The sequence below is a fragment of the Citrobacter sp. Ct235 genome (genome assembly GCF_030332305.1).
Taxonomy (GTDB): Bacteria; Pseudomonadota; Gammaproteobacteria; order Enterobacterales; family Enterobacteriaceae; genus Citrobacter_A; species Citrobacter_A telavivensis.
Genome location: NZ_JAOWIC010000039.1, coordinates 418,286 through 443,492 on the forward strand (window position 1 = coordinate 418,286; position 25,207 = coordinate 443,492).

General features: G+C 54.4%; 21 protein-coding genes. 12 read left to right on the forward strand and 9 right to left on the reverse strand.

The features are described 5' to 3' along the window. Positions 1-4: 4 nt before the first annotated feature. The gene (locus tag OGY35_RS06430) at positions 5-1,408 is read right to left on the reverse strand and encodes an MFS transporter (RefSeq protein WP_286631735.1); all 1,404 of its coding nucleotides are present in this window, start codon (positions 1,406-1,408) and stop codon (positions 5-7) included. Positions 1,409-1,654: 246 nt separating this feature from the next. Here OGY35_RS06430 and OGY35_RS06435 point away from each other — a divergent pair, with 246 nt between their 5' ends. Then, positions 1,655-2,467 (forward strand): helix-turn-helix domain-containing protein, encoded by an 813-nt coding sequence (locus tag OGY35_RS06435; protein WP_152406190.1) that lies wholly within the window; start codon positions 1,655-1,657, stop codon positions 2,465-2,467. A gap of 49 nt (positions 2,468-2,516) precedes the next feature. Here OGY35_RS06435 and tldD read toward each other — a convergent pair whose 3' ends face one another. From tldD to csrD, 8 genes are all read right to left on the reverse strand, one after another. Then, the gene (gene tldD, locus OGY35_RS06440) at positions 2,517-3,962 is read right to left on the reverse strand and encodes a metalloprotease TldD (RefSeq protein WP_152406191.1); all 1,446 of its coding nucleotides are present in this window, start codon (positions 3,960-3,962) and stop codon (positions 2,517-2,519) included. Positions 3,963-4,038: 76 nt separating this feature from the next. Further along, positions 4,039-7,839: an AsmA2 domain-containing protein YhdP gene (gene yhdP / locus OGY35_RS06445; protein ID WP_286631737.1), complete on the reverse strand. Its 3,801-nt coding sequence runs from the start codon at positions 7,837-7,839 to the stop codon at positions 4,039-4,041. Positions 7,840-7,968: 129 nt separating this feature from the next. After that, the gene (gene rng / locus OGY35_RS06450; protein ID WP_046488475.1) at positions 7,969-9,438 is read right to left on the reverse strand and encodes a ribonuclease G; all 1,470 of its coding nucleotides are present in this window, start codon (positions 9,436-9,438) and stop codon (positions 7,969-7,971) included. Further along, positions 9,428-10,021 carry a Maf family protein gene (locus tag OGY35_RS06455; RefSeq protein WP_286631739.1) on the reverse strand — a complete coding sequence of 198 codons (594 nt, stop codon included), beginning with the start codon at positions 10,019-10,021 and terminating at the stop codon, positions 9,428-9,430. The genes rng and OGY35_RS06455 overlap by 11 nt, the downstream gene beginning before the upstream one ends. 8 nt (positions 10,022-10,029) lie before the next feature. Next, positions 10,030-10,518 carry a rod shape-determining protein MreD gene (gene mreD, locus OGY35_RS06460; RefSeq protein ID WP_042324970.1) on the reverse strand — a complete coding sequence of 163 codons (489 nt, stop codon included), beginning with the start codon at positions 10,516-10,518 and terminating at the stop codon, positions 10,030-10,032. Next, complete coding sequence (gene mreC / locus OGY35_RS06465; protein WP_286631741.1) at positions 10,518-11,546, reverse strand: rod shape-determining protein MreC; 1,029 nt, start codon at positions 11,544-11,546, stop codon at positions 10,518-10,520. Before mreC ends, mreD begins: the two co-directional genes overlap by 1 nt. A gap of 63 nt (positions 11,547-11,609) precedes the next feature. Further along, a complete protein-coding gene (mreB, locus tag OGY35_RS06470; RefSeq protein WP_000913396.1) occupies positions 11,610-12,653 on the reverse strand; it encodes a rod shape-determining protein MreB in 1,044 nt (347 codons plus the stop codon). Positions 12,654-12,961: 308 nt separating this feature from the next. Continuing rightward, the gene (csrD, locus tag OGY35_RS06475; protein WP_286631743.1) at positions 12,962-14,902 is read right to left on the reverse strand and encodes an RNase E specificity factor CsrD; all 1,941 of its coding nucleotides are present in this window, start codon (positions 14,900-14,902) and stop codon (positions 12,962-12,964) included. Between the two features lie 206 nt (positions 14,903-15,108). On the opposite strand from csrD, the gene acuI reads away from it, so the two are divergent. From acuI to fis, 11 genes are all read left to right on the forward strand, one after another. Further along, positions 15,109-16,083: an acrylyl-CoA reductase (NADPH) gene (acuI, locus tag OGY35_RS06480; RefSeq protein ID WP_286631745.1), complete on the forward strand. Its 975-nt coding sequence runs from the start codon at positions 15,109-15,111 to the stop codon at positions 16,081-16,083. Between the two features lie 105 nt (positions 16,084-16,188). Further along, positions 16,189-17,193, forward strand: a complete 1,005-nt coding sequence (gene msrP, locus OGY35_RS06485; protein WP_286631746.1) for a protein-methionine-sulfoxide reductase catalytic subunit MsrP — start codon at positions 16,189-16,191, stop codon at positions 17,191-17,193. Further along, complete coding sequence (msrQ, locus tag OGY35_RS06490; RefSeq protein ID WP_286631747.1) at positions 17,194-17,793, forward strand: protein-methionine-sulfoxide reductase heme-binding subunit MsrQ; 600 nt, start codon at positions 17,194-17,196, stop codon at positions 17,791-17,793. A 382-nt stretch (positions 17,794-18,175) separates the two neighbouring features. Continuing rightward, positions 18,176-18,643: an acetyl-CoA carboxylase biotin carboxyl carrier protein gene (accB, locus tag OGY35_RS06495; RefSeq protein WP_046489344.1), complete on the forward strand. Its 468-nt coding sequence runs from the start codon at positions 18,176-18,178 to the stop codon at positions 18,641-18,643. 10 nt (positions 18,644-18,653) lie between these two features. Continuing rightward, positions 18,654-20,003, forward strand: coding sequence for an acetyl-CoA carboxylase biotin carboxylase subunit (gene accC / locus OGY35_RS06500; RefSeq protein ID WP_178827967.1), 1,350 nt, complete (start codon positions 18,654-18,656; stop codon positions 20,001-20,003). Positions 20,004-20,110: 107 nt separating this feature from the next. After that, entirely contained in the window at positions 20,111-20,353 is a 243-nt protein-coding gene (locus OGY35_RS06505) for a YhdT family protein (protein ID WP_046489353.1), read from the forward strand. Then, the gene (panF, locus tag OGY35_RS06510; protein WP_178827965.1) at positions 20,343-21,794 is read left to right on the forward strand and encodes a sodium/pantothenate symporter; all 1,452 of its coding nucleotides are present in this window, start codon (positions 20,343-20,345) and stop codon (positions 21,792-21,794) included. Before OGY35_RS06505 ends, panF begins: the two co-directional genes overlap by 11 nt. A gap of 11 nt (positions 21,795-21,805) precedes the next feature. After that, the gene (prmA, locus tag OGY35_RS06515; protein WP_178827963.1) at positions 21,806-22,687 is read left to right on the forward strand and encodes a 50S ribosomal protein L11 methyltransferase; all 882 of its coding nucleotides are present in this window, start codon (positions 21,806-21,808) and stop codon (positions 22,685-22,687) included. A 143-nt stretch (positions 22,688-22,830) separates the two neighbouring features. Then, the gene (locus tag OGY35_RS06520; protein WP_286631751.1) at positions 22,831-23,571 is read left to right on the forward strand and encodes a carbonic anhydrase; all 741 of its coding nucleotides are present in this window, start codon (positions 22,831-22,833) and stop codon (positions 23,569-23,571) included. A 324-nt stretch (positions 23,572-23,895) separates the two neighbouring features. Continuing rightward, a complete protein-coding gene (gene dusB, locus OGY35_RS06525) occupies positions 23,896-24,861 on the forward strand; it encodes a tRNA dihydrouridine synthase DusB (protein ID WP_046489370.1) in 966 nt (321 codons plus the stop codon). Positions 24,862-24,886: 25 nt separating this feature from the next. Then, a complete protein-coding gene (fis, locus tag OGY35_RS06530) occupies positions 24,887-25,183 on the forward strand; it encodes a DNA-binding transcriptional regulator Fis (RefSeq protein ID WP_000462905.1) in 297 nt (98 codons plus the stop codon). The last annotated feature ends 24 nt before the right edge of the window (positions 25,184-25,207 follow it).

The following is a 25,207-nucleotide window of genomic DNA, read 5'->3' on the forward strand; positions in this document are numbered from 1 at the left end:
GCTCCTACAGGGCCTGGGCGTGACGCTGGCGTAAATCACCGGAAATACGGGTCATCATCGGGTTATTGAGTTTACAGGCGCGGATAGACAGCGCCAGCAGCAGGTGGAACAGTGCGGGCAGCAGGCTTTCCATTGAGAAAATCCCCTGCAATGACGCGGGCGTCTGGTTTTCCGCCCCTGCCCTGTAAGCAACGGCAATAAACACCAGGCTGATAATCCCGGCGCTGGAGGCCCATGCCAGCTTGATAAAGAACAGGTTGAAGGCAAAGTTCATGCCGGAGGAACGCACGCCGGTTTTCCACTCGCCGTAGTCGTCGGCAAAGGCCATCAGCGAAAAGTGCAGCGGTAGGGTAAAGCCAAGGATAATGCCGTTCCCGAGGATCACGACCAACCATAACGTCTGCCAGTCAGGACTGGCGGGCAGAAACCACATAATGACCGCAAGTAAAGCTAACACCAGGTTGGTGTGATAGTAGAGTTTGACCGTATCAATGCGGCGCGACAGCAGGTTAACCATCACCGAACCGATAATGGAAGCGAACGTCACCATGGTAAAAAACAGCGAGGTGTAGGCGGTGCTGCCCTGCAACACGTAGGTGATGAAGTACATGTAGCCACCACCGCGAATATTAAACACGTTAATCAGCAGGAATGACATCAACAGCATCAGCAGTAACTGGTCGTTTTTGCGCAGGCCCGCCAGATGTTCGCGCAGGGAAAAGTGGCCCATCATGTTGAGCGACACCCGCTCACGTACCCAGAAGAAGCAGCACAGGAACATTACCACCGCGACGGCGCACAGTACGCCGACGCCAAGCTGGTAACCCTGCGCGGTGTTGCCATGGCCGAGCGTCTCCACCAGCCACGGCAACCCGACGGAGACCAAAAAGCCCGCCACACCGCACAGCACAAAGCGCCAGGACTGGCAGGCAATGACTTCAGTGTGGCGCGTGGTCATGGTATTGATTAGCGCACAATAAGGAACGTTAATCGCGGTATAGCTCACCGAAAGCAACAAATACGTACCAAAGGCCCAGGCGATTTTGACCCCCATTGATGCGTCCGGAACGGTAAAGGTCAGTACGCCGATAACGCCGATGGGCACGGCGATCCACAGTTGCCACGGGCGAAAACGCCCCCAGCGGCTGCGGGTACGGTCAGCAACCGCGCCCATAATCGGATCGGAAATAGCGTCGAAAACGCGCAGCACCAAAAACAAGGTGCCAACCAGTGCGGGCGTCAGCCCGAAGACATCGGTGTAGAAAAAGGTCAAAAAGTTCATGATCAGGCAGGTGATCACCGTGCCACCCGCGTCGCCCAGCCCGTAGCCAATCTTTTCGCGGATCGACAATTTTTCGTCGGGATGACTTCCGGCAATATCCGTTTCCGTCAGTGATGTAGAGGTCATAAAAAGGTTCCTCGTCTGAAGCAGATTTATCCCGATAAATTCGCAGGATTCCGGTTTTAATAAGAAAATTCAGATGTCATTTTGCCCGGAATTACCGTGCCAACAAGGCGATAAACAGGTATAAAAAGATGACGATTCCGACCTGCCGGCAAAACTGTGATGCCGATCGGCAAATATCAAATAACTTTTTATTAATCATATAGAAAGGTTATTTTCGCCTAAAAAAACGCGAGAAATTACATATCCATGCTTGATTTATCCATAGCGCTTCCGATTAGGGTACAAAACGGCGGTTTGTTCATCTCGCGCGGCGTAGGCAGCCATCCGGCACGCAGGCTGGAATCCTGGGAGTTGATTTTTGTACAACAGGGGACGCTGACCATTAGAGAGAACGACGTCCAGTTTGAGGTTAAGGCCGGAGAAAGCTTGTTGCTGTGGCCTCAGCGCCGCCACGTCGGGATTGGGGATTTCCCGCCGGATCTCACATTTTACTGGGTGCATTTTGACGTGCTGCCCGCGACAACAAATCCGACGCAGTTACTCTCGTTACCACAGCATATCAGCGTCAGCAGCCCACAGTACGTCATGTCGCTGTTTCGTCAGTTTTTAAGCGAACAGGAAAACAGGCGTCACGGCCCGGCACTGGAATTTATTTTGCTGTTGATTTTGCAGCAAATCGCCTCAGCGGCGGGGAGCGAAACCCACGGTGATAGCGCTGGCGTGGCGTTGGCCTATAAGGCGCGCAAGCAAATTCGCACCCAGTATCACCTGCCACTCTCCACATCGCAGCTTGCCCGGGAGTTGCATTGTAACGCCGATTACCTGGGACGGGTTTACCGACGGATATTTCATATGACGATGACCGAAGCCATTCATCGACAGCGCGTCAGTGCCGCAGAAAAACTGTTAATTAGCGATTCGCTGGCACTCAGCGAAGTGTCGGAAAAGTGTGGATTTAATGACGTTGGATATTTTCGGCAGATTTTTCGCAAGCATACTGGCCTGACGCCAGCCGCATGGAAACGGCGATATTGTAAGGAACATATCAATTCAGACTGAAACAAGCGCTGGCCGGATGGGGCGTTTTGCCGCCATCCGGAAAATAGGGCTACGCAGTACCGCCGACGGTCAGGTTATCCACCTTCAGCGTCGGTTGACCCACACCAACCGGCAGGCTCTGGCCTTCTTTGCCACAGACGCCGACGCCGTTATCCAGCTTCAGGTCGTTTCCGACCATCGAAATCTGCTGCATCGCTTCGATACCCGAACCAATCAGCGTGGCTCCTTTCACCGGCTTCGTTACTTTGCCATTCTCAATCAGATAAGCCTCTGAGGTAGAGAAGACAAACTTACCGGAGGTGATATCCACCTGACCGCCGCCAAAGTTTGGCGCATAGATCCCGTACTCTACGGACTCAATGATCTCCTGCGGCGTGGATTTGCCCGGCAGCATATAGGTGTTGGTCATGCGCGGCATCGGCAAATGCGCGTAAGACTCGCGGCGACCGTTCCCGGTCGGCGCCACGCCCATCAGTCGCGCATTCAGTTTGTCCTGCATGTAACCTTTCAGAATGCCGTTTTCGATCAATACGTTGTACTGACCCGGCGTCCCTTCGTCGTCAATAGCCACGGACCCCCGGCGATCCGCCATCGTGCCATCGTCCACCACGGTACACAGCTCAGAAGCCACCAGTTCACCCATATGACCGCTGAATACCGATGTGCCGCGACGGTTAAAGTCTCCTTCCAGACCATGCCCCACTGCTTCATGCAGCAGCACGCCCGGCCAGCCGGCACCCAATACGACAGGCAGTGTCCCGGCGGGCGCCGCGACCGCAGACAGGTTCACCAGCGCCATACGCACGGCCTCTTTCGCCCATACGTCGGCGCGGACGTCGCCGTCCAGATCCGCGAGGAAATAATCATAACCAAAGCGCCCGCCGCCACCGCTGGCACCGCGCTCACGTTTACCGTCTTCTTCCACCTGCACGCTGACCGACAGACGCACCAGCGGACGCACATCGGCTGCCAGCGTCCCGTCGGTGGCAGCAACCAGGATCAATTCATACACACCGGTCAGGCTCGCCGACACTTCCTGCACGCGTTTATCCGCTTCGCGGGCGACTTTATCGACGCGGCGCAGGATATCGAGTTTCTCTTCACGGCTCATGCTTTGCAGCGGATCGACAGAGGTGTACAGCGCCGGATACTCCACGGCACCGAGGGTCTTCACTTTCCCGTCGCCATTGTCTCGCACGATGGTACGCGCGGCGCGCGCGCTCTGTTCCAGCGCCTGCAGGCTAATCTGGTCAGCATAGGCAAATCCGGTTTTTTCACCGCTCACTGCGCGAACGCCAACGCCCTGATCGATATTGTAAGAACCATCTTTAATGATGCGGTCTTCTAAAACCCAGGATTCGTGATAGCTCGACTGAAAATAGAGATCGCCGTAATCGAGACGACGTTCGGCCAGTTGGCCCAGAATGGCAAACAAATCCTGATGTTTCAGGCCGTTCGCCGCTAGCAATTGTTCACTTACCAGGTTCAGACTCATCGTTATTGCTACTCGTTAGTGACTGCGATAGAGGATCTATGTACTGAGAGTGGGGCAATTCCTTGCCCTCGTCAAATCATTGCGAATTTTCTTTCCGCGGCTGGCGCAGGACTTCGTTGATCTGCGGTTTGTCGAGCGGACCGGTGATCCGATAGCGCAGAATCGAGACTTTACTCCACAGCGGTCCAAGCACTTTACTGGCGGCAAAGACCGCCGCGCCAACGATCGGGTTCACCGCAAACGCGGCTGCCACCCCCACCGTGGCGGAGATTTCCGGAGCCACCACCGCTTCAACATCCAGTTCGCGGCGCACCAGGTTGACCGATCCTTTCATGGCGATATCCGCTTCCAGTCCGTCCACCAGCGTGTCGTCCGTATGCAATATGCCGTCTTTGATCCAGGCGGTACTGCGAATGGAGTCGAAGTAAAATCCTTCGTTGAAGGTATCGCTAAAATCAAAGCGTAGTTTGCGCAGCAGTGCGTCAAAGCTCAGCAGGCGCAGCAACTGCCCCGCGTGCCCGGTGCTTAATTCGGTGATATCCCCTTTGCCCAAGCGGGTGCGGATAATGCCGTTCAGCGAGGCTTCTTCCGGCTTCCACGGCGGGTTGCGCCAGTGCAGATCGTAATCAACGTTAAACGACGCGTTGCGAATGGGGGTGGAGACGCCAAAGAATCCTGCCGCCGCATCAATCTTATTACCCCGCAGCTTCCCTTTTAAAGAGGTGCGTTCACTGCCGGGGGTGTTTACCCACTGTCCATCCGCCGTCAGTCGGGTGAAGCCGGTATCCAGCAGGCCGTTACTCAGGTTCAGGGTGTCGCCCTGAATGGCTACATCCGCATCGATACGTCCGTACTTCTGTCCCCACATCCAGCACTCTTCACAGCGCAACTGCACGTCAGGCCAGCCGCGGAAACTAAAGCGTTCTACGGATGCAAATGGCGAAGCTGGCGCGTCGCTTTTATCCGTTGTGGCTACGGTGGGGTTGTAATAAAGGTATTTGATAAAAGCCTGCCACGGCGCGTTATTGCGCATTGCCAGCGTGGCATTGATCTCACGCCCCTGTGCCTCGACTTTAGTGCCATTCGGCGCCGGTTCAGAAACGATACTCAGGTTGTTCCACTGCTGTCCTCCCAGCGTTAACGCAGGCGTACGCAACGTGACATGTTGTGGGAAATTCGCGTTGGCCCCAACGTTATCGACCGCGCCTTTCTGGAACAGGGCCAGCCATTGCGCACCATCCATCGATGGCAGATTCAGCTCAATACCTTCCCGTTCAGGCAAAGGCGGTGCCGTCTGGCTTTCTGCCGTCCAGATTGCACGATCCAACGTCAGTTTCTGATTCAGCAACCAGCGGCTGTTAAAATGATTTTCCTGCCCGGCGCTACCGGTCAGCGTAAAGCTGCGCAGATCGCCGGTTGCTTTGATTTTAACGGGTAACGCCGCGCCAGCCTCTTTATCCAGCGGAGAAGGTAAGTGACTACTTACATTCCTGAGATCGCCGTTCAGTTCAATGTTATACGTCGTGCCGGAATGATACGGCAGGTCAATCCCCACCTTACCGTTCCACGCCATGCTGCCGCCGAGCGCCTCATTAACCTGCGAAGGCAACACACCGGTGCGAGCGGGCTGCCAGTTGCCGTTGAGATTCACCGCGACCTGATAGGCTTTCGCGCCCTCTGTGGTTGTAAAATCAACGTTCAGCGGCTGATTGAACCAATTCGCCGTCATCGGCTCGCTTTTCAGGTTGCCATTGATAAAACTGAATTTGCCGCTGAGGTTTTTCAGGGTGCTGTCGAGCGGTTTGATGAACAGGCTGTTATCGCGCAGCGACACATCGCCCTTTGCGGTAACCATTTCGCCGTCCAGCGGGATATCCAGATGTAAGCGAGCATTCACATCGCCATCGATCTGCAACTGCTCAAGCGTGGCACCCAGCGACGTCTTCAACGGCGTGTCGTCAAAATACGGTCCTACCGCTTTGCCTGGCCCCTGAATATCGGCGTCAATCAGCAACTTTTCTTTGGCGTAGTCCGGGATAATAGCCGTCAGGTTCGTGGCCTTCACGCCGCCTAAATTGACGCCATCGGTTTTCATCCACAGGCCGTCGTTGAGAAAATCCAGTTCGATATTCAGATCGGTCAGTGCAGGCCAGTCCGGCTGGAAGGCAAATTTCGCATTGCGCAGCGGGACCAGCACTTCAAACTGGCCTTCATTGTGCTTGTACGGGAACAAATGCGGATTCCCGCCGTACACCAGCGTCGCATTATCCGCTTCTCCGCCCTGAATCGCGCCGCTGAGATAGTCCACCAGCGCCTTGCCCATCAGATTCTCCGGGAAGTAACGCCAGGCCTGAGAGCCGTCGTCAGTGCTGATGCCCGCCAGAATCCCCAGCCAGGGGTCATCGCCTGCCGGTTGCAGATAACGGAAACCGCCGCGCGCATGAACCGCTTTCGCCTTCACGTCGATGTTGCGCCCGTCCAGTTGAAAGCCTTTGTCATTCTTCAGCCAGTTCAGCGTGGCAACACCGTCTTCAATTTCTAATGGCGCGCGAAAGACCGTTTCGTAGGGCATTTTTGCCTGTTTCATCGACGCGGTCAGCACGCCGTTTTCCACGCTCCCGGAGAGCGTTCCGGAGAAATGCTCCCCCCCAGGCAACAGCTTCCACTGCTTCCATGCCAGATCGCGCCATGACGCCTGAAAACGGGTCTTTTCCGTGGCCTGGAGTGGGATATCCAGCGCCAGGGTATCGATATTTCCACTCGGTTGAGTGGCAAGCCAGATATCACCCAGCGCGGGCGAAAGCTTCGACACCATCGGGCGCAGCCCCTCAAGCCCGGTCAACTCCAGATGGCTGGCGCGAATGCGCAGTTCGTCACTGCGTTTGCTGTCCACGCCGCCGACTTCCTGTTCAGGGATCCAGGCAATCTGTAGCGCACCGCGCGGCCAGGCCTTGCCGTCCATCGTGATGCGGGTATCAGGAATAGAAAACTGCCAGCCGGGCTGTTCACGGCTGATATGTGCCGTCAGGTTGTCCACAGAGAGCGTATGGGAGTGATTGTCGCCTTTCCAGCTCGCTCCGCCTTGTTTCAGCCAGACATCACCACCGGCGATTTCACCTTTGCTGATGGTCATCCAGCCTTCAAGACTGAAGCGCGCGGTCTCCAGCGCCACGTTATCCTGCATCCACTTGCCCAGCCACGGCTTCACGTCGATGTCGTCAGCCTGCAGCCAGACCCGACCATTATTCAGCAGACCGTCGTCATCACGCAGATCCATGCGCACCTGCATGACGCCGTGCTGGCCGGTCAGACTGGAGAGGCTCACCTGTCCTTCCGCGCGGTGGCGGTTTTTGCCGTTAACCCAGGTGAGTTGCGGAATCGCCAGTTCGGCGCGCTGGCCGGAGAGCGTCAGAAAGCTGATTTGGCTGTCGCGGAGATCGAAGTGATCGAACTGGCGCAGGAAAAGATCGTTGATTCGGCTGGCTTCCAGCCCGTCACCGCTTTCGCTGCGCTCAATCGGCGTGTTGGTACGGAAGTTCAGTTGCCAGAAGGTGAGATCGCGAAACTGCCAGCGCATGTGCAGCAAACTCTGCCAGACATCCAGCGCCAGGGTAACGCGTTTAACCGAGAATTCACCGCCGTCTTTCAGCTCCGCGTGGATATCACGCGCTTCGAGGGTGGGACCGAAATTTTGCCAGTTGGCAGAGATCTGGCTGGCTTTGACCGGCAGTCCCGTTGCTGACTCAATTTTGCTGAGGATCGTCGGACGCCAACTGTCGAGATGCGGTAATGCCAGGCGCAAACCACTGACCAGCAGCGCTACGACAACAACGAGCGCGGCTCCAGTGAGCAATAATATCCCCGGCAATCGCCTCACGCGTCTCTCCTTGTCTGCCTAAAAATATGACTCACAAACCCACTTCTCCGGATGGCGGCGTGAACGCCTTATCCAGCCTACGTCTGGTTTGTAGGCCCGATAAGCGCAGCGCCATCGGGCACAGTCGTTTTACATCATGACGACGTCAAACTGCTCCTGGTTATAGAGCGGTTCAATTTGCACTTTGACCTGTTTGCCGACAAAAATCTCCACTTCCGCCAGCGCGTGCGACTCTTCCCCTTTCAGCGTTTCCGCAACGGAAGGAGAAGCATAGACCAGGAAGCGGTCAGAGTCGTAAGCATGGTGCACGCGAACGATTTCACGCATGATCTCATAGCAGACGGTTTCCACTGTTTTCACCGTGCCGCGTCCATGACAGGTCGGACACTCGTTGCACAGCACATGCTCCACGCTCTCACGCGTGCGCTTGCGCGTCATTTCTACCAGACCCAACTGGGAAAAACCGTTAATACTGGTTTTCACCCGATCTTTACTCAGCGCCTGCTCAAGCGAATGCAGCACCCGTCGACGGTGATCCTCATTATTCATGTCGATAAAATCGATAATAATGATGCCGCCGAGATTACGCAGTCGCAGTTGGCGGGCAATCGCCTGGGTCGCTTCAATATTGGTGTTGAAGATGGTGTCATCGAGATTACGATGGCCGACAAACGCGCCAGTGTTGATATCGACGGTGGTCATCGCTTCAGTCTGATCGATAATCAGGTAGCCGCCGGATTTCAGTTCAACTTTGCGCTCCAGCGCACGTTGGATCTCATTTTCAACGTCGAAGAGATCGAAAATCGGCTGACGTCCGCTGTAATGCTCCAGCTTGCTGGTCATTTCCGGGATGTACTCCGCCGTAAATTCCAGCAAGGCTTCATAGGTCAGACGGGAATCCACGCGAATTCGGTCTAACTGCGCATCGGCAAAATCACGCAGCACACGCTGTGCCAGCGCCAGTTCGCCATACATCTGGTAACGCGTCTGCGGGCGCTTTTTGCGTTCCATCACTTTGGTCCAGACGCGCTTAAGGTACGCAGCATCTGACGCCAGATCCTCTTCACAGACCCCTTCCGCCGCAGTGCGGATGATAAATCCGCCCTGCTCGTCGCAGTACTCGGCGACCACTTTTTTCAGTCGCTCACGCTCGGCTTCGCTTTCGATACGCTGAGAAACGCCAACGTGCGAGGCGCCAGGCATAAAGACCAGATAGCGAGACGGTAAGGTGATGTCGGTTGTCAGGCGCGCGCCTTTGGTGCCCAGCGGATCTTTTACCACCTGCACCATCAGGTCTTGCCCCTGACGCACCAGCTCTGAAATATCGCGAACGGTGAACTGCTTCTGCTCTTCCCCCGCCACGCATTCAGTGTGCGGCATAATGTCAGAAGCGTGAAGAAACGCGGCTTTATCCAGCCCAATATCTACAAAAGCCGCCTGCATACCCGGAAGTACGCGACTGACCCGACCTTTGTAGATATTGCCTACGATCCCGCGTCGCGCTTCGCGCTCAATATGAATTTCCTGCAGAATACCGCCATCAATGTACGCCACGCGTGTTTCCGATGGCGTTACGTTTACCAACAATTCAGCCGTCATGTTTATCCCTTTTCTCACGCAGTGAGTTAAAATTGCTCAGCAACTCATACGTTTCAACCAGCGGTAAGCCGACCACGGCGTGATAGCTGCCATTTATCTTCCTGACAAAACAGCCACCCTGCCCCTGAATACCGTATGCACCTGCTTTATCCATCGGTTCACCGCTGGCGATATAGTCAGCGATATCCGCATCCGTCAGCGCTCTGAACGTCACCTCGGTCATCACCAGGCAGTCGAGCACATACTGGCTATCCGCCAACGCAACGGCCGTCATCACCTGATGCGTTTGCCCGGATAATTTACGCAACATCAGCGCCGCATGGTGTGCGTCACGCGGCTTCTCTAATACTTCACCGTTGAGGATAACGATGGTATCCGCTCCCAGCACGGGAAGATCGCGCGGCGTCAGCGCCACACCTGCCAGGGCTTTTTCCCGTGCCAGACGTGAAACATATTGCTGTGCGCTTTCTCCCTCGCCACGCGTTTCTTCTATTCCCGTGACAATACGTTCAAAAGAAACGCCTAACTGCGTAAGCAGTTCCTGGCGGCGCGGCGAACCGGAAGCTAAGTATAGAGACGTCATAGAAACCTTTATTGCACTGCAAATTGCTGGCGGACTTTACGCATCAGCAAGAAAAGCCACGGCCAAAGCACACCATTAACTACACTACTCCAGAATACTTCAGGCCTGAAAGAAACGTTGATCACTAAAAACTCTGACCAGAAAACAATAATATCCACCACCAGCGAAAGCAACATCACCACCAGCGCCTGCTGCCAGAGCGCCAGGTTGCGAAAGAGCTGGAATTTCAGCGCCACCAGATAGGCGATGATACTCATCGACAACGCCCTCACGCCAAGTGTGGAACCGCTAATGAGATCCAGTATGGCACCCATCACGAAACCTGTGCCCACATTGACACGGTGCGGCAGAGCGAGGATCCAGTAGAGTAAAATGAGCAGCACCCAGTTTGGCCGAAAGACAATGATCTCTTCCGGCCAGGGCATCACTTGCAGTAACAGTGCGATAAAGAACGAGAGCCAGATAACCCAGCGTCCCTGGCTACGATAGCTTGCCACTACTGGCCTCCCGGCGCGCGCGGTGCAGGCGGCGTCGTACCAGCTGGCGGAGCGGCAGGAGACGAAGTGATACCGGTCGCCGGTGCAGGCACGGGCGGCGGCGGCCCCATCATATCCGGAGACGGCAGCACTTGCGGCATCATCTGCATCAGACGTTCATTCGCGACACGATGCACTTCTTCCGGCGTCATCGGGTTGGCACCGTTACGGTCGGCCCCCCACAGCAGCAGCAGATAGCGCAGACGTTGCAAGCCCGCGGTAGGGCGCGCCTGAATCACAGTGTAAGCACGTTGGGTATCCAACTTAACGGAAGAGACAACCGCCACCGGATAGCCTTCCGGGAAACGGCCGCCCAGCCCCGACGTGACCAGCACGTCGCCAACGCGAATATCGGTATTGGCCGGCAGGTGTTCGAGTTGCAAATCGTCAGTGCAGCCGTTGCCAGCCGCGATCACCCGGATGTCGTTGCGCAACACCTGAATAGGCAAGGCATGAGTGGCATCGCAAATCAGCAGAACGCGGCTGGTCAGTTTCGCCACTGCGACGACCTGGCCGACAACGCCTTTATCGCTGATCACTGGCTGGCCTTCGTAAACGCCGTTCACGCTGCCTTTGTCGATAACCACCTGGTCGCTGTAAGGATCGTTAACCGTGGAGATGACCTGCGTCACCATCTTTTGTTCATCCTGACGCAGCGGCGAACCCAGCAGCTCGCGCAGACGCGCGTTCTCCTGTTTGTACTGCCCCAGCATCAACAGCTCGCTGTTTTTCAGCAGCAGTTCCTGACGCAGCGCCCGGTTTTCAAGCTCAAGCTGGTCGCGCGACGCGAGCGTTTGCGAGACGCCATCAAGCAGTTCACGGGGACCATTGGAAATAAAGTAGAAAGGACTGACGGCGGTATCCATGTACGTACGGATCTGACTGAACGTACCCAGGCGGCTGTCGGCAATAATAACGCCGAGCGCCACCAACACCGCCAGAATAAGGCGAATCTGTAGCGACGGGCCACGGCTAAAAATTGGCTTCATAAGTTTGCGTATTCTCGTATCAGAGTCGGCAGGACAGCGTGACGCTCTCCTGCCGGCATCCGATTACTCTTCGCTGAACAGGTCGCCGCCGTGCATATCGATCATTTCCAGCGCTTTGCCGCCGCCACGCGCCACACAGGTCAGCGGGTCTTCAGCAACAACAACTGGAATACCGGTTTCTTCCATTAACAGACGATCAAGGTTACGCAACAGCGCGCCACCGCCAGTGAGCACCATACCGCGCTCGGAGATATCAGACGCCAGTTCCGGCGGGCACTGTTCCAGTGCAACCATCACCGCGCTAACGATACCGGTCAGCGGCTCCTGCAAGGCTTCCAGAATCTCGTTAGAGTTCAGGGTAAAGCCGCGAGGAACCCCTTCTGCCAGGTTACGACCGCGCACTTCAATTTCACGCACTTCGTCGCCCGGATAGGCGGAACCGATTTCATGCTTGATACGTTCTGCGGTGGCTTCACCGATAAGCGATCCGTAGTTACGGCGCACATAATTAATGATTGCTTCGTCGAAGCGATCGCCGCCGATACGTACAGAAGAGGAATAGACCACGCCGTTCAGGGAGATAACGGCGACTTCCGTCGTACCGCCACCGATGTCCACAACCATTGAACCGGTCGCCTCAGAAACCGGCAGGCCAGCACCAATTGCCGCAGCCATCGGCTCTTCGATCAGGAAGACTTCGCGGGCGCCAGCGCCCTGTGCGGATTCACGAATAGCACGACGCTCAACCTGAGTGGCACCAACCGGCACACACACCAGCACACGCGGGCTTGGACGCATAAAGCTGTTGCTGTGCACTTGCTTGATGAAGTGCTGGAGCATTTTTTCAGTCACGAAGAAGTCAGCAATAACGCCGTCTTTCATTGGGCGAATAGCAGCAATATTGCCCGGTGTACGACCCAGCATCTGCTTCGCATCATGACCTACTGCAGCCACGCTTTTCGGTGAACCGGCACGATCCTGACGAATGGCCACAACGGAAGGCTCATTCAATACGATGCCTTGTCCTTTTACATAAATGAGGGTATTCGCGGTACCCAGGTCAATGGACAAGTCATTGGAAAACATGCCACGAAATTTTTTCAACATACTAAGGGATAATCCTGAAAGCTGGGGCGGAAAACAAAATCCGCTTACTTTACCAACCACACGCAGCAGCGACAAGGCGCAAAAATCATCTGCTACGGTGAAAATTAGTGCAGTTCGTTTCCTTTGTTACAAATCTCTACCTGAGTCCCTCAGGGCTGAGCACTTTAGCAGCAATCCTCGCCCTCATTTGCAACCGGTTTAAGGTCATTCACCTGCATATGTGCTGTTACAAAATGGCGAGCAGACAAGCACACCCCCATGAAGGCACAGCGCGCGTTATTCTACGTGAAAACTGAACAAACGGCAGGTTAAACCGAGTATCTTTGAGAATATTTTTTCACATTGGTATCCAGCGGCTGGGAGGCAGCAAAAAAATCCCCCTGTCCACCGGAAACACCACGCGCTGTCAGCGTCTGCCACTCACCGCGCGAACGTACGCCCGTTGCGTAAACCTGGGTGTTGGTGCCCGAGCAGGCTTCCACCAGACTTTGAACCAGCAACTGGTTTTCCGTTCGCTTCTCAATATTCCTGACCAGACTCGGATGGAGCTTGATCAATTCCACATTGAGTTCTTTAATCCAGCTGGTACTCACCAGCGTTAAACCCGCCTGCGTGACGGCAACCCGAACCCCCAATGCATTCACTAAACGGATGACAGGCTGCAATCGGCTGATGTGTTGACCTACATCCGCCTCTGCAAGTTCAATAATTATGCGTTTTCGTTGCGATTTTTCACACTGCATCAAGGTATCGCGTAACCAACGCTGAAAACGCGGACGAATCAGTGACTCAACCGTCACCTGTATCGCCAGATTCTCTTCTGGCCAGTAGTTCAACAGCGGGATGACACGACTTATTTGTAAGCGGTCATACTCTTCTGATAAACCAAACTGTAAAACCATCGGCATGTATTCCGCCGAACTGACCTCTTCATTACCATCAAAGATACGGCACATCAGTTCCCGATGATGAACGTGCCCGTCCCGGGTGACGGCCGGTTTCTGATAGATTCGCGGGCCGCCGCGGCTGAGCATCTGTTCAATCAGCGTCCGCCAGCGCACATTGCCGCGTCCTTTTTCCGGCAACGAATCGTCATACACCGTCCAGCTATTCCCACCCTGCAACACGGCGTTGCGGGTCGCCGCTTCCGCATGTTCCATCACCTGTTCGGTCGACTGTCCGCTGCGCCAGGCGCAAATGCCGATATGTACCATATCGTCACGATCGAGCATTTTATTAGTCGGAAGTGCATCAACCGCTTTTAATAATTGTCCAGCCACGCTTTCCGCCTCTTTCAGAGTTCGGTGTGGCAGAAGAACGGCAAAGTCGCTGCGGTGGTAGCGCGCCAGCAGTGAACCCGGATAACGCATCATAAAAGTGGACAATAAATTGATCAGGCTGAACAGCTCTTCTTCAGCCAGGTTACGCCCCCAACTGTCGCGCAGCAGGTTAAAGTCCGGCAGACGAATCATCATCACCACGCCATGCGCGCCGACTTTTTCCTGATCGTCCAGCAGCGTCGCCAGTTGGTTGTCAAAAAAGAGTCGATTGCTGAGGCCTGTTTTGGTGTCCTGCGCGGCGTAAGAGCGAATCAGCGTATCGAGTCGGCTCCGCTGCTCCTGGGCACTCTGTATTTCGGCCAACAACATATCCAGCGCGCTGCTGGTGCGCGCTGGCCATTCATAGACCGTACCGCGCACGCTGGCACCGCGTTCTCCGTTCAAAATTCGCGTCGAACGTATCTCCAGCAGTTCCTGGCCGGAAAGTTGCCGCTGAAGCCAACGTACCGACAGAAACAGCATCAGCACAATAAAGCCAATGGCCAGCGTGAGCGGCGCAGTGGTCATCAGTGAATGAAAATAGTTGCCCATCGGATCCTGATAGACCAGATCCATCGTCATTCCCGGGTGCTTCATCAGCGGAACCGAGAGCTCGCGAAAGAGATTACTGGTGCCAACCGGGCGATAGCTGCTGTTGCGTGTTTGGCTATAAATGACCTTATCGCCCTGCCGAAGATCCACGCGCACGACGTCCGCTGACACCATCAGTTCATCGATCTGCGACGTTAACTGTTTGAAATCGCGAGAAACAAGATGCGTATCAATCGCTGTCGCCACCGCCTGGACACGATGGTTCATCTTGTACTGGATAGCATTATAAAAGCTCAGCGAGCAGCCGATCAGGGTGACAAAGATCGTTAACCCGGTGAGCAGCGTGACAAAAGCTGAGAATTTCGTCGTTAATCGCATCCTTGAGTTAACTCCGACGGTTGAATTGCGACACGGAACAGCTTAACCAAACGCAAAATTCGTCCGGTTGCGCAAAGAGTGAGTGCATACTACCAAATCAGGTGTATCTGGCAATTTATTGCGTTGCATCGGCTTCACGTTTCAATTAGCGAGTATAGTCTTCAGACGTCATTTTCCAATCCACCATGCAGAATTGAGGACAGGTTATGCAGGCTTTGATCTTAGAACAGCAGGACGGTAAAACCCTTGCATCCGTGCAGACTCTCGAAGAAAGTCGGCTGCCAGAAGGCGATGTCACAGTGGATGTCCACTGGTCCAGTCTGAACTATAAAGATGCGCTCGCCATCACCGGAAAAGGAAAAATCATCCGCAACTTTCCGATGATTCCTGGTATTGATTTCGCCGGCACCGTTCGGGCCAGCGAAGATCCTCGTTTTCATGCGGGCCAGGAAGTGTTGCTGACCGGTTGGGGCGTGGGCGAAAACCATTGGGGCGGTCTGGCAGAACAGGCACGCGTGAAAGCGGACTGGCTGGTAGCGCTGCCAAAAGGGCTGGACAGCCGTAAAGCGATGGTGATCGGTACCGCCGGATTTACCGCCATGCTGTGCGTGATGGCTCTTGAAGAGGCAGGCATTCGCCCGCAAGACGGTGAAATCGTGGTCACCGGTGCCAGTGGCGGCGTCGGCAGTACCGCCGTCGCACTGTTGCATAAGCTGGGTTATCAGGTTGTTGCGGTGTCCGGACGCGAAAGCACCCATGATTATCTCCGCCAGTTAGGCGCAAGCCGTATTCTGGGCCGTGATGAGTTCGCCGAATCTCGTCCGCTGGAAAAACAACTGTGGGCCGGAGCGATTGATACCGTGGGCGATAAAGTGCTGGCGAAAGTGCTGGCGCAGATGAACTACGGCGGCTGTGTTGCGGCCTGTGGCCTGGCGGGTGGTTTTGCCCTGCCGACGACGGTGATGCCATTTATTTTGCGCAACGTCCGCCTGCAAGGGGTCGATTCCGTAATGACACCGCCGGCGCGCCGCGCAGAGGCCTGGCAGCGTCTGGTGAAGGATTTACCAGAATCGTTCTACGCACAGGCAGCGACGGAAATTTCGCTGGCCGATGCGCCGAAGTTCGCTGAAGCTATCATTAATAACCAGGCGCAAGGCCGTACGCTGGTTAAAGTGAAGTAAACTCAAACGCCGCAGAAATTTACACTTAATTAACTAAATTTCGCTGCGCATTGACAGACTCCCTGCCATAGTAACTACGCGTTATGCGTACGCCGGGAGCCTGTTATGAAAAAATCACGTCCACTTACTGAAGCCGATGTCACTGCAGAATCGGCTTTCTTTATGCATCGCCGCCAGGTGCTGAAAGCGCTGGGGATCGGGGCTGCCACGCTGTCGCTACCGATAGCGGCGCAGGCGGATCTACTGAGCTGGTTCAAAGGCAACGATCGCCCACCCGCGCCCTCCGGCAAACCGCTGGATTTCAGCAAACCTGCGGCATGGCAAAACGCACTGCCTTTAACGCCAGAAGAGAAAGTCACTGGCTACAACAATTTCTACGAGTTTGGTCTGGATAAGGCCGATCCTGCCGCCAATGCCGGCAGCATGAAAACCGATCCCTGGACGCTGAAAATCAGCGGCGAAGTAGCCAAACCGTTAACCCTGGATCACGATGCGCTGACAACGCGCTTTCCCTTAGAAGAACGAATTTACCGGATGCGCTGCGTTGAAGCCTGGTCGATGGTGGTGCCGTGGATTGGCTTTCCTTTACATAAACTGCTGGCACTCGTCGAACCCACCAGTAATGCTAAATATGTCGCATTCGAGACACTTTACGCGCCGGACGATATGCCAGGACAAAAAGATCGCTTCATTGGCGGTGGATTGAAATACCCCTATGTCGAAGGTCTGCGGCTGGACGAAGCGATGCATCCGCTGACGTTGCTGACCGTTGGCGTTTACGGTAAAGCGCTGCCGCCGCAAAACGGTGCCCCCATTCGCCTGACGGTGCCGTGGAAATATGGCTTTAAAGGCATTAAATCGATCGTCAGCATTAAACTGACTCGCGAACGGCCGCCAACCACCTGGAATCTTGCCGCTGCCGATGAATACGGTTTTTACGCCAATGTGAATCCGCATGTCGATCATCCACGCTGGTCGCAGGCAACAGAACGGTTTATTGGCGCGGGCGGGATTCTGGATGTCCAACGGCAACCCACTTTACTGTTTAATGGCTATTCCGATGAAGTGGCTACGCTGTATCGCGGCCTGGATTTGCGGGAGAATTTCTAAGTGCGGCTAAGTGCAAAACAGATAACCTGGTTGAAAGTTGCCCTTCATCTGGTGGGACTGCTGCCGTTTCTCTGGCTGTTCTGGGCGATTAATAACGGCGGGCTCAGCGCCGATCCCGTGAAGGATATCCAGCATTTTACCGGTAGGATGGCTCTGAAATTTCTGCTCGCCGCCTTGCTGGTCACGCCGCTCGCGCGCTACGCTAAACAGCCATTATTGATACGCACCCGTCGTCTGCTGGGGTTATGGTGTTTCGCCTGGGCCACGCTGCATCTGACCAGTTACGCGCTGCTGGAGTTGGGTATCCATAATCTCGGATTGTTGGGACGAGAACTGATTACGCGCCCGTATTTGACGCTTGGGATCACCAGTTGGCTCATCCTGTTCGCGCTGACGCTAACGTCAACACAGGCGGCACAACGAAAACTGGGCAAACGCTGGCAACTTTTACACAATTTCGTCTATCTTGTGGCGATCCTCGCCCCGATACATTACCTGTGGTCGGTGAAGATCTTGTCGCCTCAACCCATCATTTATGCCCTGCTGGCACTACTGCTTTTGGCCTGCCGTTACAAGAAGTTCCGCCAGTGGTGGCGCTAGTTCGGCGAACTGTGCAGTCGGTTACAAAATGCAGAGACTCGGATGTTATTTGTGTGTTAGCGGTTGATTATCTTCCCTGATAAGACCAGTATTTAGCTGCCAATTGCTACGAAATCATTATAATGTGCGACCTTGGCTCCCTGGACGGCGTTTTTAGACCGCTGAAAAGGTGACAATCGAGCATTGAAGGTATATTTTGTTTTTTGCCGGAGGATTGCAGCAAATCGCAGCATGTTAACCGACAAGTCTCACATAAATCGTTGAGGCGGAATATACCGGCGTCCAGGCAGGCAGAAGCCGTTTTGCCGTCGGGACTCACGCTTTACAGACAGCGCTTAACGCCTGTCACAATCACACTAAACAAAGAGTACGGAACCCACTCATGGATATTCGTAAGATTAAAAAACTGATCGAGCTGGTTGAAGAATCAGGCATCTCCGAACTGGAAATCTCTGAAGGCGAAGAGTCTGTACGCATCAGTCGCGCAGCGCCAGCAGGTAGCTTCCCGATGATGCAACAAGCCTACGCTGCACCAATGATGCAGCAGCAACCTGCTCTGTCTAACGCAGTTGCTCCGGCAGCAGAAGCGCCGGCTGCGGCAGCCGCAGAAATCAGTGGTCACATCGTACGTTCCCCAATGGTTGGTACTTTCTACCGCACCCCGAGCCCGGACGCAAAAGCGTTCATCGAAGTGGGTCAGAAAGTTAACGCAGGCGATACCCTGTGCATCGTTGAAGCCATGAAAATGATGAACCAGATCGAAGCGGACAAATCAGGTGTCGTGAAAGCCATCCTGGTCGAAAGTGGTCAACCGGTAGAATTTGACGAGCCGCTGGTCGTCATCGAGTAACGAGGCGAACATGCTGGATAAAATTGTTATCGCCAACCGCGGCGAGATTGCATTGCGAATTCTTCGTGCCTGTAAAGAACTGGGTATCAAGACTGTCGCTGTGCACTCCAGCGCGGATCGCGATTTAAAACACGTATTACTGGCGGATGAGACGGTTTGTATTGGCCCGGCTCCGTCCGTAAAAAGTTATCTGAACATCCCGGCTATCATCAGCGCCGCTGAAATCACCGGCGCGGTGGCAATTCACCCGGGTTATGGCTTCCTCTCTGAGAACGCCAATTTTGCTGAACAGGTTGAACGTTCTGGCTTTATCTTCATCGGCCCGAAAGCGGACACCATCCGTCTGATGGGTGACAAAGTGTCGGCGATCACCGCGATGAAGAAAGCTGGCGTCCCAACCGTACCGGGTTCTGACGGCCCTCTGACCGACGATATGGATGCTAACCGCGCCCATGCAAAACGCATCGGCTACCCGGTTATCATCAAGGCGTCCGGCGGCGGCGGCGGTCGCGGTATGCGTGTAGTACGCGGCGATGCCGAACTGGCGCAATCCATCTCCATGACCAAGGCGGAAGCAAAAGCAGCTTTCAGCAACGACATGGTTTACATGGAGAAATACCTCGAGAACCCACGCCACATCGAAATTCAGGTGCTGGCTGACGGTCAGGGTAACGCTATCTATCTGGCTGAACGTGACTGCTCTATGCAGCGTCGTCACCAGAAAGTCGTCGAAGAGGCACCGGCACCGGGCATTACTCCGGAACTGCGTCGCTACATCGGTGAGCGTTGCGCGAAAGCGTGTGTGGATATCGGCTATCGTGGCGCAGGCACCTTTGAGTTCCTGTTCGAAAACGGCGAGTTCTATTTCATTGAAATGAACACCCGTATTCAGGTTGAACATCCGGTGACCGAAATGATCACCGGCGTTGACCTGATCAAAGAACAACTGCGCATCGCGGCGGGTCAACCGCTGTCGATCAAGCAAGAAGAAGTGGTGGTCAAAGGCCATGCGGTGGAATGCCGTATCAACGCCGAAGATCCGAACACCTTCCTGCCGAGCCCGGGTAAAATCACCCGTTTTCACGCGCCGGGTGGCTTTGGCGTACGCTGGGAATCGCATATCTATGCCGGTTACACCGTACCGCCATACTATGACTCAATGATCGGCAAGCTGATCTGCTACGGTGAAACCCGTGACGTGGCAATTGCCCGCATGAAGAACGCCCTGCAGGAACTGATCATCGACGGCATCAAAACCAACATTGATTTGCAGACCCGTATCATGAACGACGAGCACTTCCAGCATGGTGGAACCAACATCCACTATCTGGAGAAAAAACTCGGTCTTCAGGAAAAATAAGACTGCATCAGCGTCAAAAGGCCGGATTTTCCGGCCTTTTTTATTTCTGGGGGTCGTCAATTCCATAAGGTACAATCCCCGCTTTCTTTTTCCACAAGGGACAAAAAATGGACAACCGTTTTGTTCAGGCCCACAAAGAGGCGCGCTGGGCGCTGTGGCTGACCCTTCTCTATCTGGCTGCGTGGTTAGTGGCTGCTTACTTACCTGATTCGGCGATCGGCTTTACCGGTCTGCCACACTGGTTTGAACTGGCCTGTCTGCTGACGCCGCTGATCTTCATTTTACTGTGCTGGGCCATGGTGAAATTTATCTACCGTGACATTCCCCTGGAGGATGACGATGCAGCTTGAAGTCATTCTGCCGCTGATTGCCTATCTGGTCGTGGTGTTTGGCCTTTCTGTCTACGCCATGCGTAAACGGCAAACCGGCACCTTTCTGAATGAATATTTCCTCGGCAGTCGCTCAATGGGCGGGATCGTGCTGGCGATGACGCTGACCGCGACCTACATCAGCGCTAGCTCGTTTATTGGTGGGCCTGGTGCTGCCTATAAATATGGGTTGGGCTGGGTACTGCTGGCCATGATTCAGCTCCCCGCCGTCTGGCTATCGCTGGGGATCCTTGGCAAGAAATTCGCTATCCTTGCCCGTCGCTATAATGCCGTCACCCTCAACGATATGCTGTTTGCCCGCTACCAGAGTCGCCTTCTGGTGTGGCTGGCGAGCCTCAGTCTGTTAGTGGCGTTTGTCGGCGCCATGACCGTACAATTCATCGGCGGCGCGCGCCTGCTGGAAACCGCCGCAGGTATTCCCTATGAAACAGGCCTGCTGATTTTCGGTATCAGCATTGCGCTGTATACCGCGTTCGGCGGCTTTCGTGCCAGCGTGCTTAACGACACGATGCAGGGACTGGTGATGCTGATTGGCACCATCGTGCTGCTGGTGGGTATCGTGCACGCCGCTGGCGGCCTGAGCCATGCCGTAGAGACCTTAAACGCCATTGACCCGAAACTGGTTTCGCCACAGGGTGCCGATGACATTCTGTCTCCGGCCTTTATGACCTCATTCTGGGTGTTGGTGTGCTTTGGCGTGGTTGGCCTGCCGCATACGGCTGTGCGCAGCATCTCCTACAAAGACAGCAAAGCCGTACACCGGGGGATTATCATCGGCACTATTGTGGTGGCAATCCTGATGTTCGGTATGCACCTTGCCGGCGCACTAGGGCGAGCGGTGATCCCCGACCTGACGGTGCCGGATCTGGTTATCCCAACGCTGATGGTGAAAGTGCTGCCGCCTTTTGCCGCCGGGATCTTCCTTGCCGCGCCGATGGCGGCCATTATGTCGACGATCAACGCCCAATTGCTGCAAAGTTCCGCTACGATCATTAAAGATCTCTATCTCAACATCCGCCCGGAGCAGTTACAGAATGAGACGCGACTGAAGCGAATGTCGGCAATGATCACCCTGATCTTAGGCGCGCTATTACTGCTTGCCGCCTGGAAACCGCCAGAGATGATTATCTGGCTGAACCTGCTGGCGTTTGGCGGGCTGGAAGCCGTGTTCTTATGGCCGCTGGTGCTCGGCCTTTACTGGGAGCGCGCGAACGCGAGCGGTGCACTGAGTGCGATGATTGTCGGCGGCGTTCTGTACGCGATTCTCGCCACCTTTAACGTTCAGTACCTGGGCTTCCACCCGATTGTGCCCTCGCTACTGTTAAGTTTGTTGGCTTTCCTGGTTGGAAACCGTTTCGGTTCTCCTGCCCCGCAAGCCGCTGTATTGTCTACTGATAAATAAAGAGTTTTGCCATGCCATGGATCCAATTAAAACTGAATACGACGGGCGCTAACGCGGAAGAGTTGAGCGATGCCCTGATGGAAGCGGGTTCCGTTTCCATCACCTTCCAGGACACGCACGACACGCCGGTTTTTGAGCCATTGCCGGGCGAAACCCGCCTGTGGGGCGACACTGACGTCATTGGTCTGTTTGATGCAGAAACCGACATGAAAGAGGTCGTCGCCATCCTGGAACAACATCCGCTGTTGGGTAACGGTTTCGCACATAAAATCGAACAGCTGGAAGACAAGGACTGGGAACGCGAGTGGATGGATAACTTCCACCCGATGCGTTTTGGTGAACGCCTGTGGATCTGCCCAAGCTGGCGCGATGTGCCGGATGAGAACGCCGTCAACGTCATGCTCGACCCCGGCCTGGCATTTGGTACCGGTACCCATCCCACCACCTCACTGTGCCTGCAGTGGCTCGACAGCCTCGATTTAACCGGCAAGACCGTCATCGACTTTGGCTGCGGTTCTGGCATCCTGGCGATTGCCGCGCTGAAACTGGGCGCAGCGAAAGCGATCGGTATCGATATCGACCCGCAGGCGATTCAGGCCAGTCGTGATAACGCCCAGCGTAACGGCGTGTCAGAACGTCTGGAACTCTACCTGCCGCAGGATCAGCCAGACGCGATGAAAGCCGACGTAGTGGTCGCCAACATCCTGGCAGGCCCCTTACGCGAACTGGCACCGTTAATCAGCGTGCTGCCCGTTACAGGCGGTCTGCTGGGTCTTTCCGGTATCCTTGCCAGTCAGGCCGACAGCGTGTGCGAAGCCTATGCCGATCTCTTCACCCTCGATCCGGTCGTTGAGAAAGAAGAATGGTGCCGCATTACCGGTCGTAAGCAGTAATCTTCCCAGAAACGTGGTCTCATCGCAGGCCACGTTTTTCCGCATTTTCAATACACACGCCTGTATCTTCCCGCGCTAAAATAGTCGCGTAACTCATTGAAGTTACGAATATAAAAATCTATTTTATTTAATGGAAGAATATTATGAAGCCATTTTTGAGCAAGGCAGCACTCCTGGCGTTAAGCATTATGCCGTTTACCGCGATGGCGTCGCACTGGAGCTATGAAGGTGAAGGCTCTCCGGAACACTGGAGCGCCCTCAATGAAGAATATAAAACCTGCCAGGCAGGCATGAATCAATCCCCGATTAACATTGAGACCACGCTTAAAGCACATCTATCTCCACTCAGTATTCACTACTCCGATGGCCCAATAACGCTTCTCAATAATGGGCATACGATTCAGGCCGGACTGAAAAACACCACTGCGGATACTGTATCGATAGATGGTGTCCCCTTCACGTTGCAACAGTTCCACTTTCACACCCCGAGCGAAAACACCCTACACGGAAAACATTACGCGATGGAGATGCATCTTGTGCACAAAGATGCAAAAGGGGCGGTGGCGGTCGTCGCAGTCATGTTCGATAAAGGGGCGGCCAACGCAGAGCTGGAAAAGCTTTGGGCAACAATGCCTGAGAAAGCGGAGCAAGACGTGAAAATCACCGCGCAGATGGACCTCAACGCCTTGCTGCCTAAGGATAAAACCTACTGGCGTTTCAGTGGTTCGCTCACAACCCCTCCCTGTTCTGAGGGCGTGACCTGGCTTGTCCTTAAACATCCTCTGACGCTCTCCACTGCACAACTGGAGAAATTTACTCACACCATGCATCACGATAACAGTCGCCCAACACAACCGCTCAACGGTCGGGTAGTGGTTGAATAATCCCTTCACTGCACAATCATCTGCTGAAATGAGAGCATAGTCACATTAAGTCACGATAATCTGCTGATTAATTCAGCAGATTATCTTGTCAGCCCCCGTCGTTGCGAAGAAAAAATGAGAAGTTACGCAAAATTATACGCGTACAGATTTTCGTCACATTTTTATAACGCAATGATTTGTATGGCTAATTATTTAATGGCGTTTACTTTAACGGCGATTCTTTGATCCACCTCAGAGGATTGGTTAAAGTTTGGCCTTTCATCTCGTGCAAAAAATGCGTAATATACGCCGCCTTGCAGTCACAGTATGGTCATTTCTTAACTCATGCGCATCGGACAATACCAGCTTAGAAATCGCCTGATTGCAGCGCCCATGGCTGGCATCACTGACAGACCTTTTCGGACGCTGTGTTATGAGATGGGAGCCGGATTGACCGTATCCGAGATGATGTCGTCTAACCCGCAGGTTTGGGAAAGCGATAAGTCCCGTTTACGGATGGTGCACGTTGATGAGCCAGGAATTCGCACGGTGCAAATTGCCGGTAGCGATCCTGTTGAGATGGCCGATGCCGCACGGATTAACGTGGAAAGCGGTGCCCAGATTATTGATATCAATATGGGGTGCCCGGCTAAAAAAGTGAATCGCAAGCTCGCAGGTTCAGCCCTCTTGCAGTACCCGGATTTAGTGAAGTCGATACTAACCGGGGTGGTTAATGCAGTGGACGTTCCTGTGACCCTGAAGATTCGCACCGGCTGGGCTCCGGAACACCGTAACTGCGTAGAGATTGCCCAACTGGCTGAAGACTGTGGCATTCAGGCTCTGACCATTCATGGACGCACCCGCGCCTGTTTGTTCAATGGAGACGCTGAGTACGACAGTATTCGGGCAGTTAAGCAGAAAGTTTCCATTCCGGTTATCGCGAATGGTGACATTACTGACCCGCTTAAAGCCAGAGCTGTGCTTGACTATACGGGGGCTGATGCCCTGATGATAGGCCGCGCAGCTCAGGGAAGACCCTGGATCTTTCGGGAAATCCAGCATTATCTGGACACTGGGGAGTTGCTATCCCCCCTGCCTCTGGCAGAGGTTAAGCGCTTGCTTTGTGCGCATGTTCGGGAACTGCATGACTTTTATGGCCAGGCAAAAGGGTACCGAATCGCGCGTAAACACGTCTCCTGGTATCTCCAGGAGCACGCTCCAAATGACCAGTTTCGGCGCACATTCAACGCCATTGAGGATGCCAGCGAACAGCTGGAGGCGTTGGAGGCATACTTCGAAAATTTTGCGTAAACAGAAATAAAGAGCTGACAGAACTATGTTCGAACAACGCGTAAATTCTGACGTACTGACCGTTTCTACCGTTAACTCTCAGGATCAGGTAACCCAAAAACCCCTGCGTGACTCGGTTAAACAGGCACTGAAGAACTATTTTGCTCAACTGAACGGTCAGGATGTTAATGACCTCTATGAGCTGGTACTGGCTGAAGTAGAACAGCCCCTGTTGGACATGGTGATGCAATACACCCGTGGTAACCAGACCCGTGCTGCTCTGATGATGGGCATCAACCGTGGTACGCTGCGTAAAAAATTGAAAAAATACGGCATGAACTAATCTCGATTAGCTAATTGCTTGTTT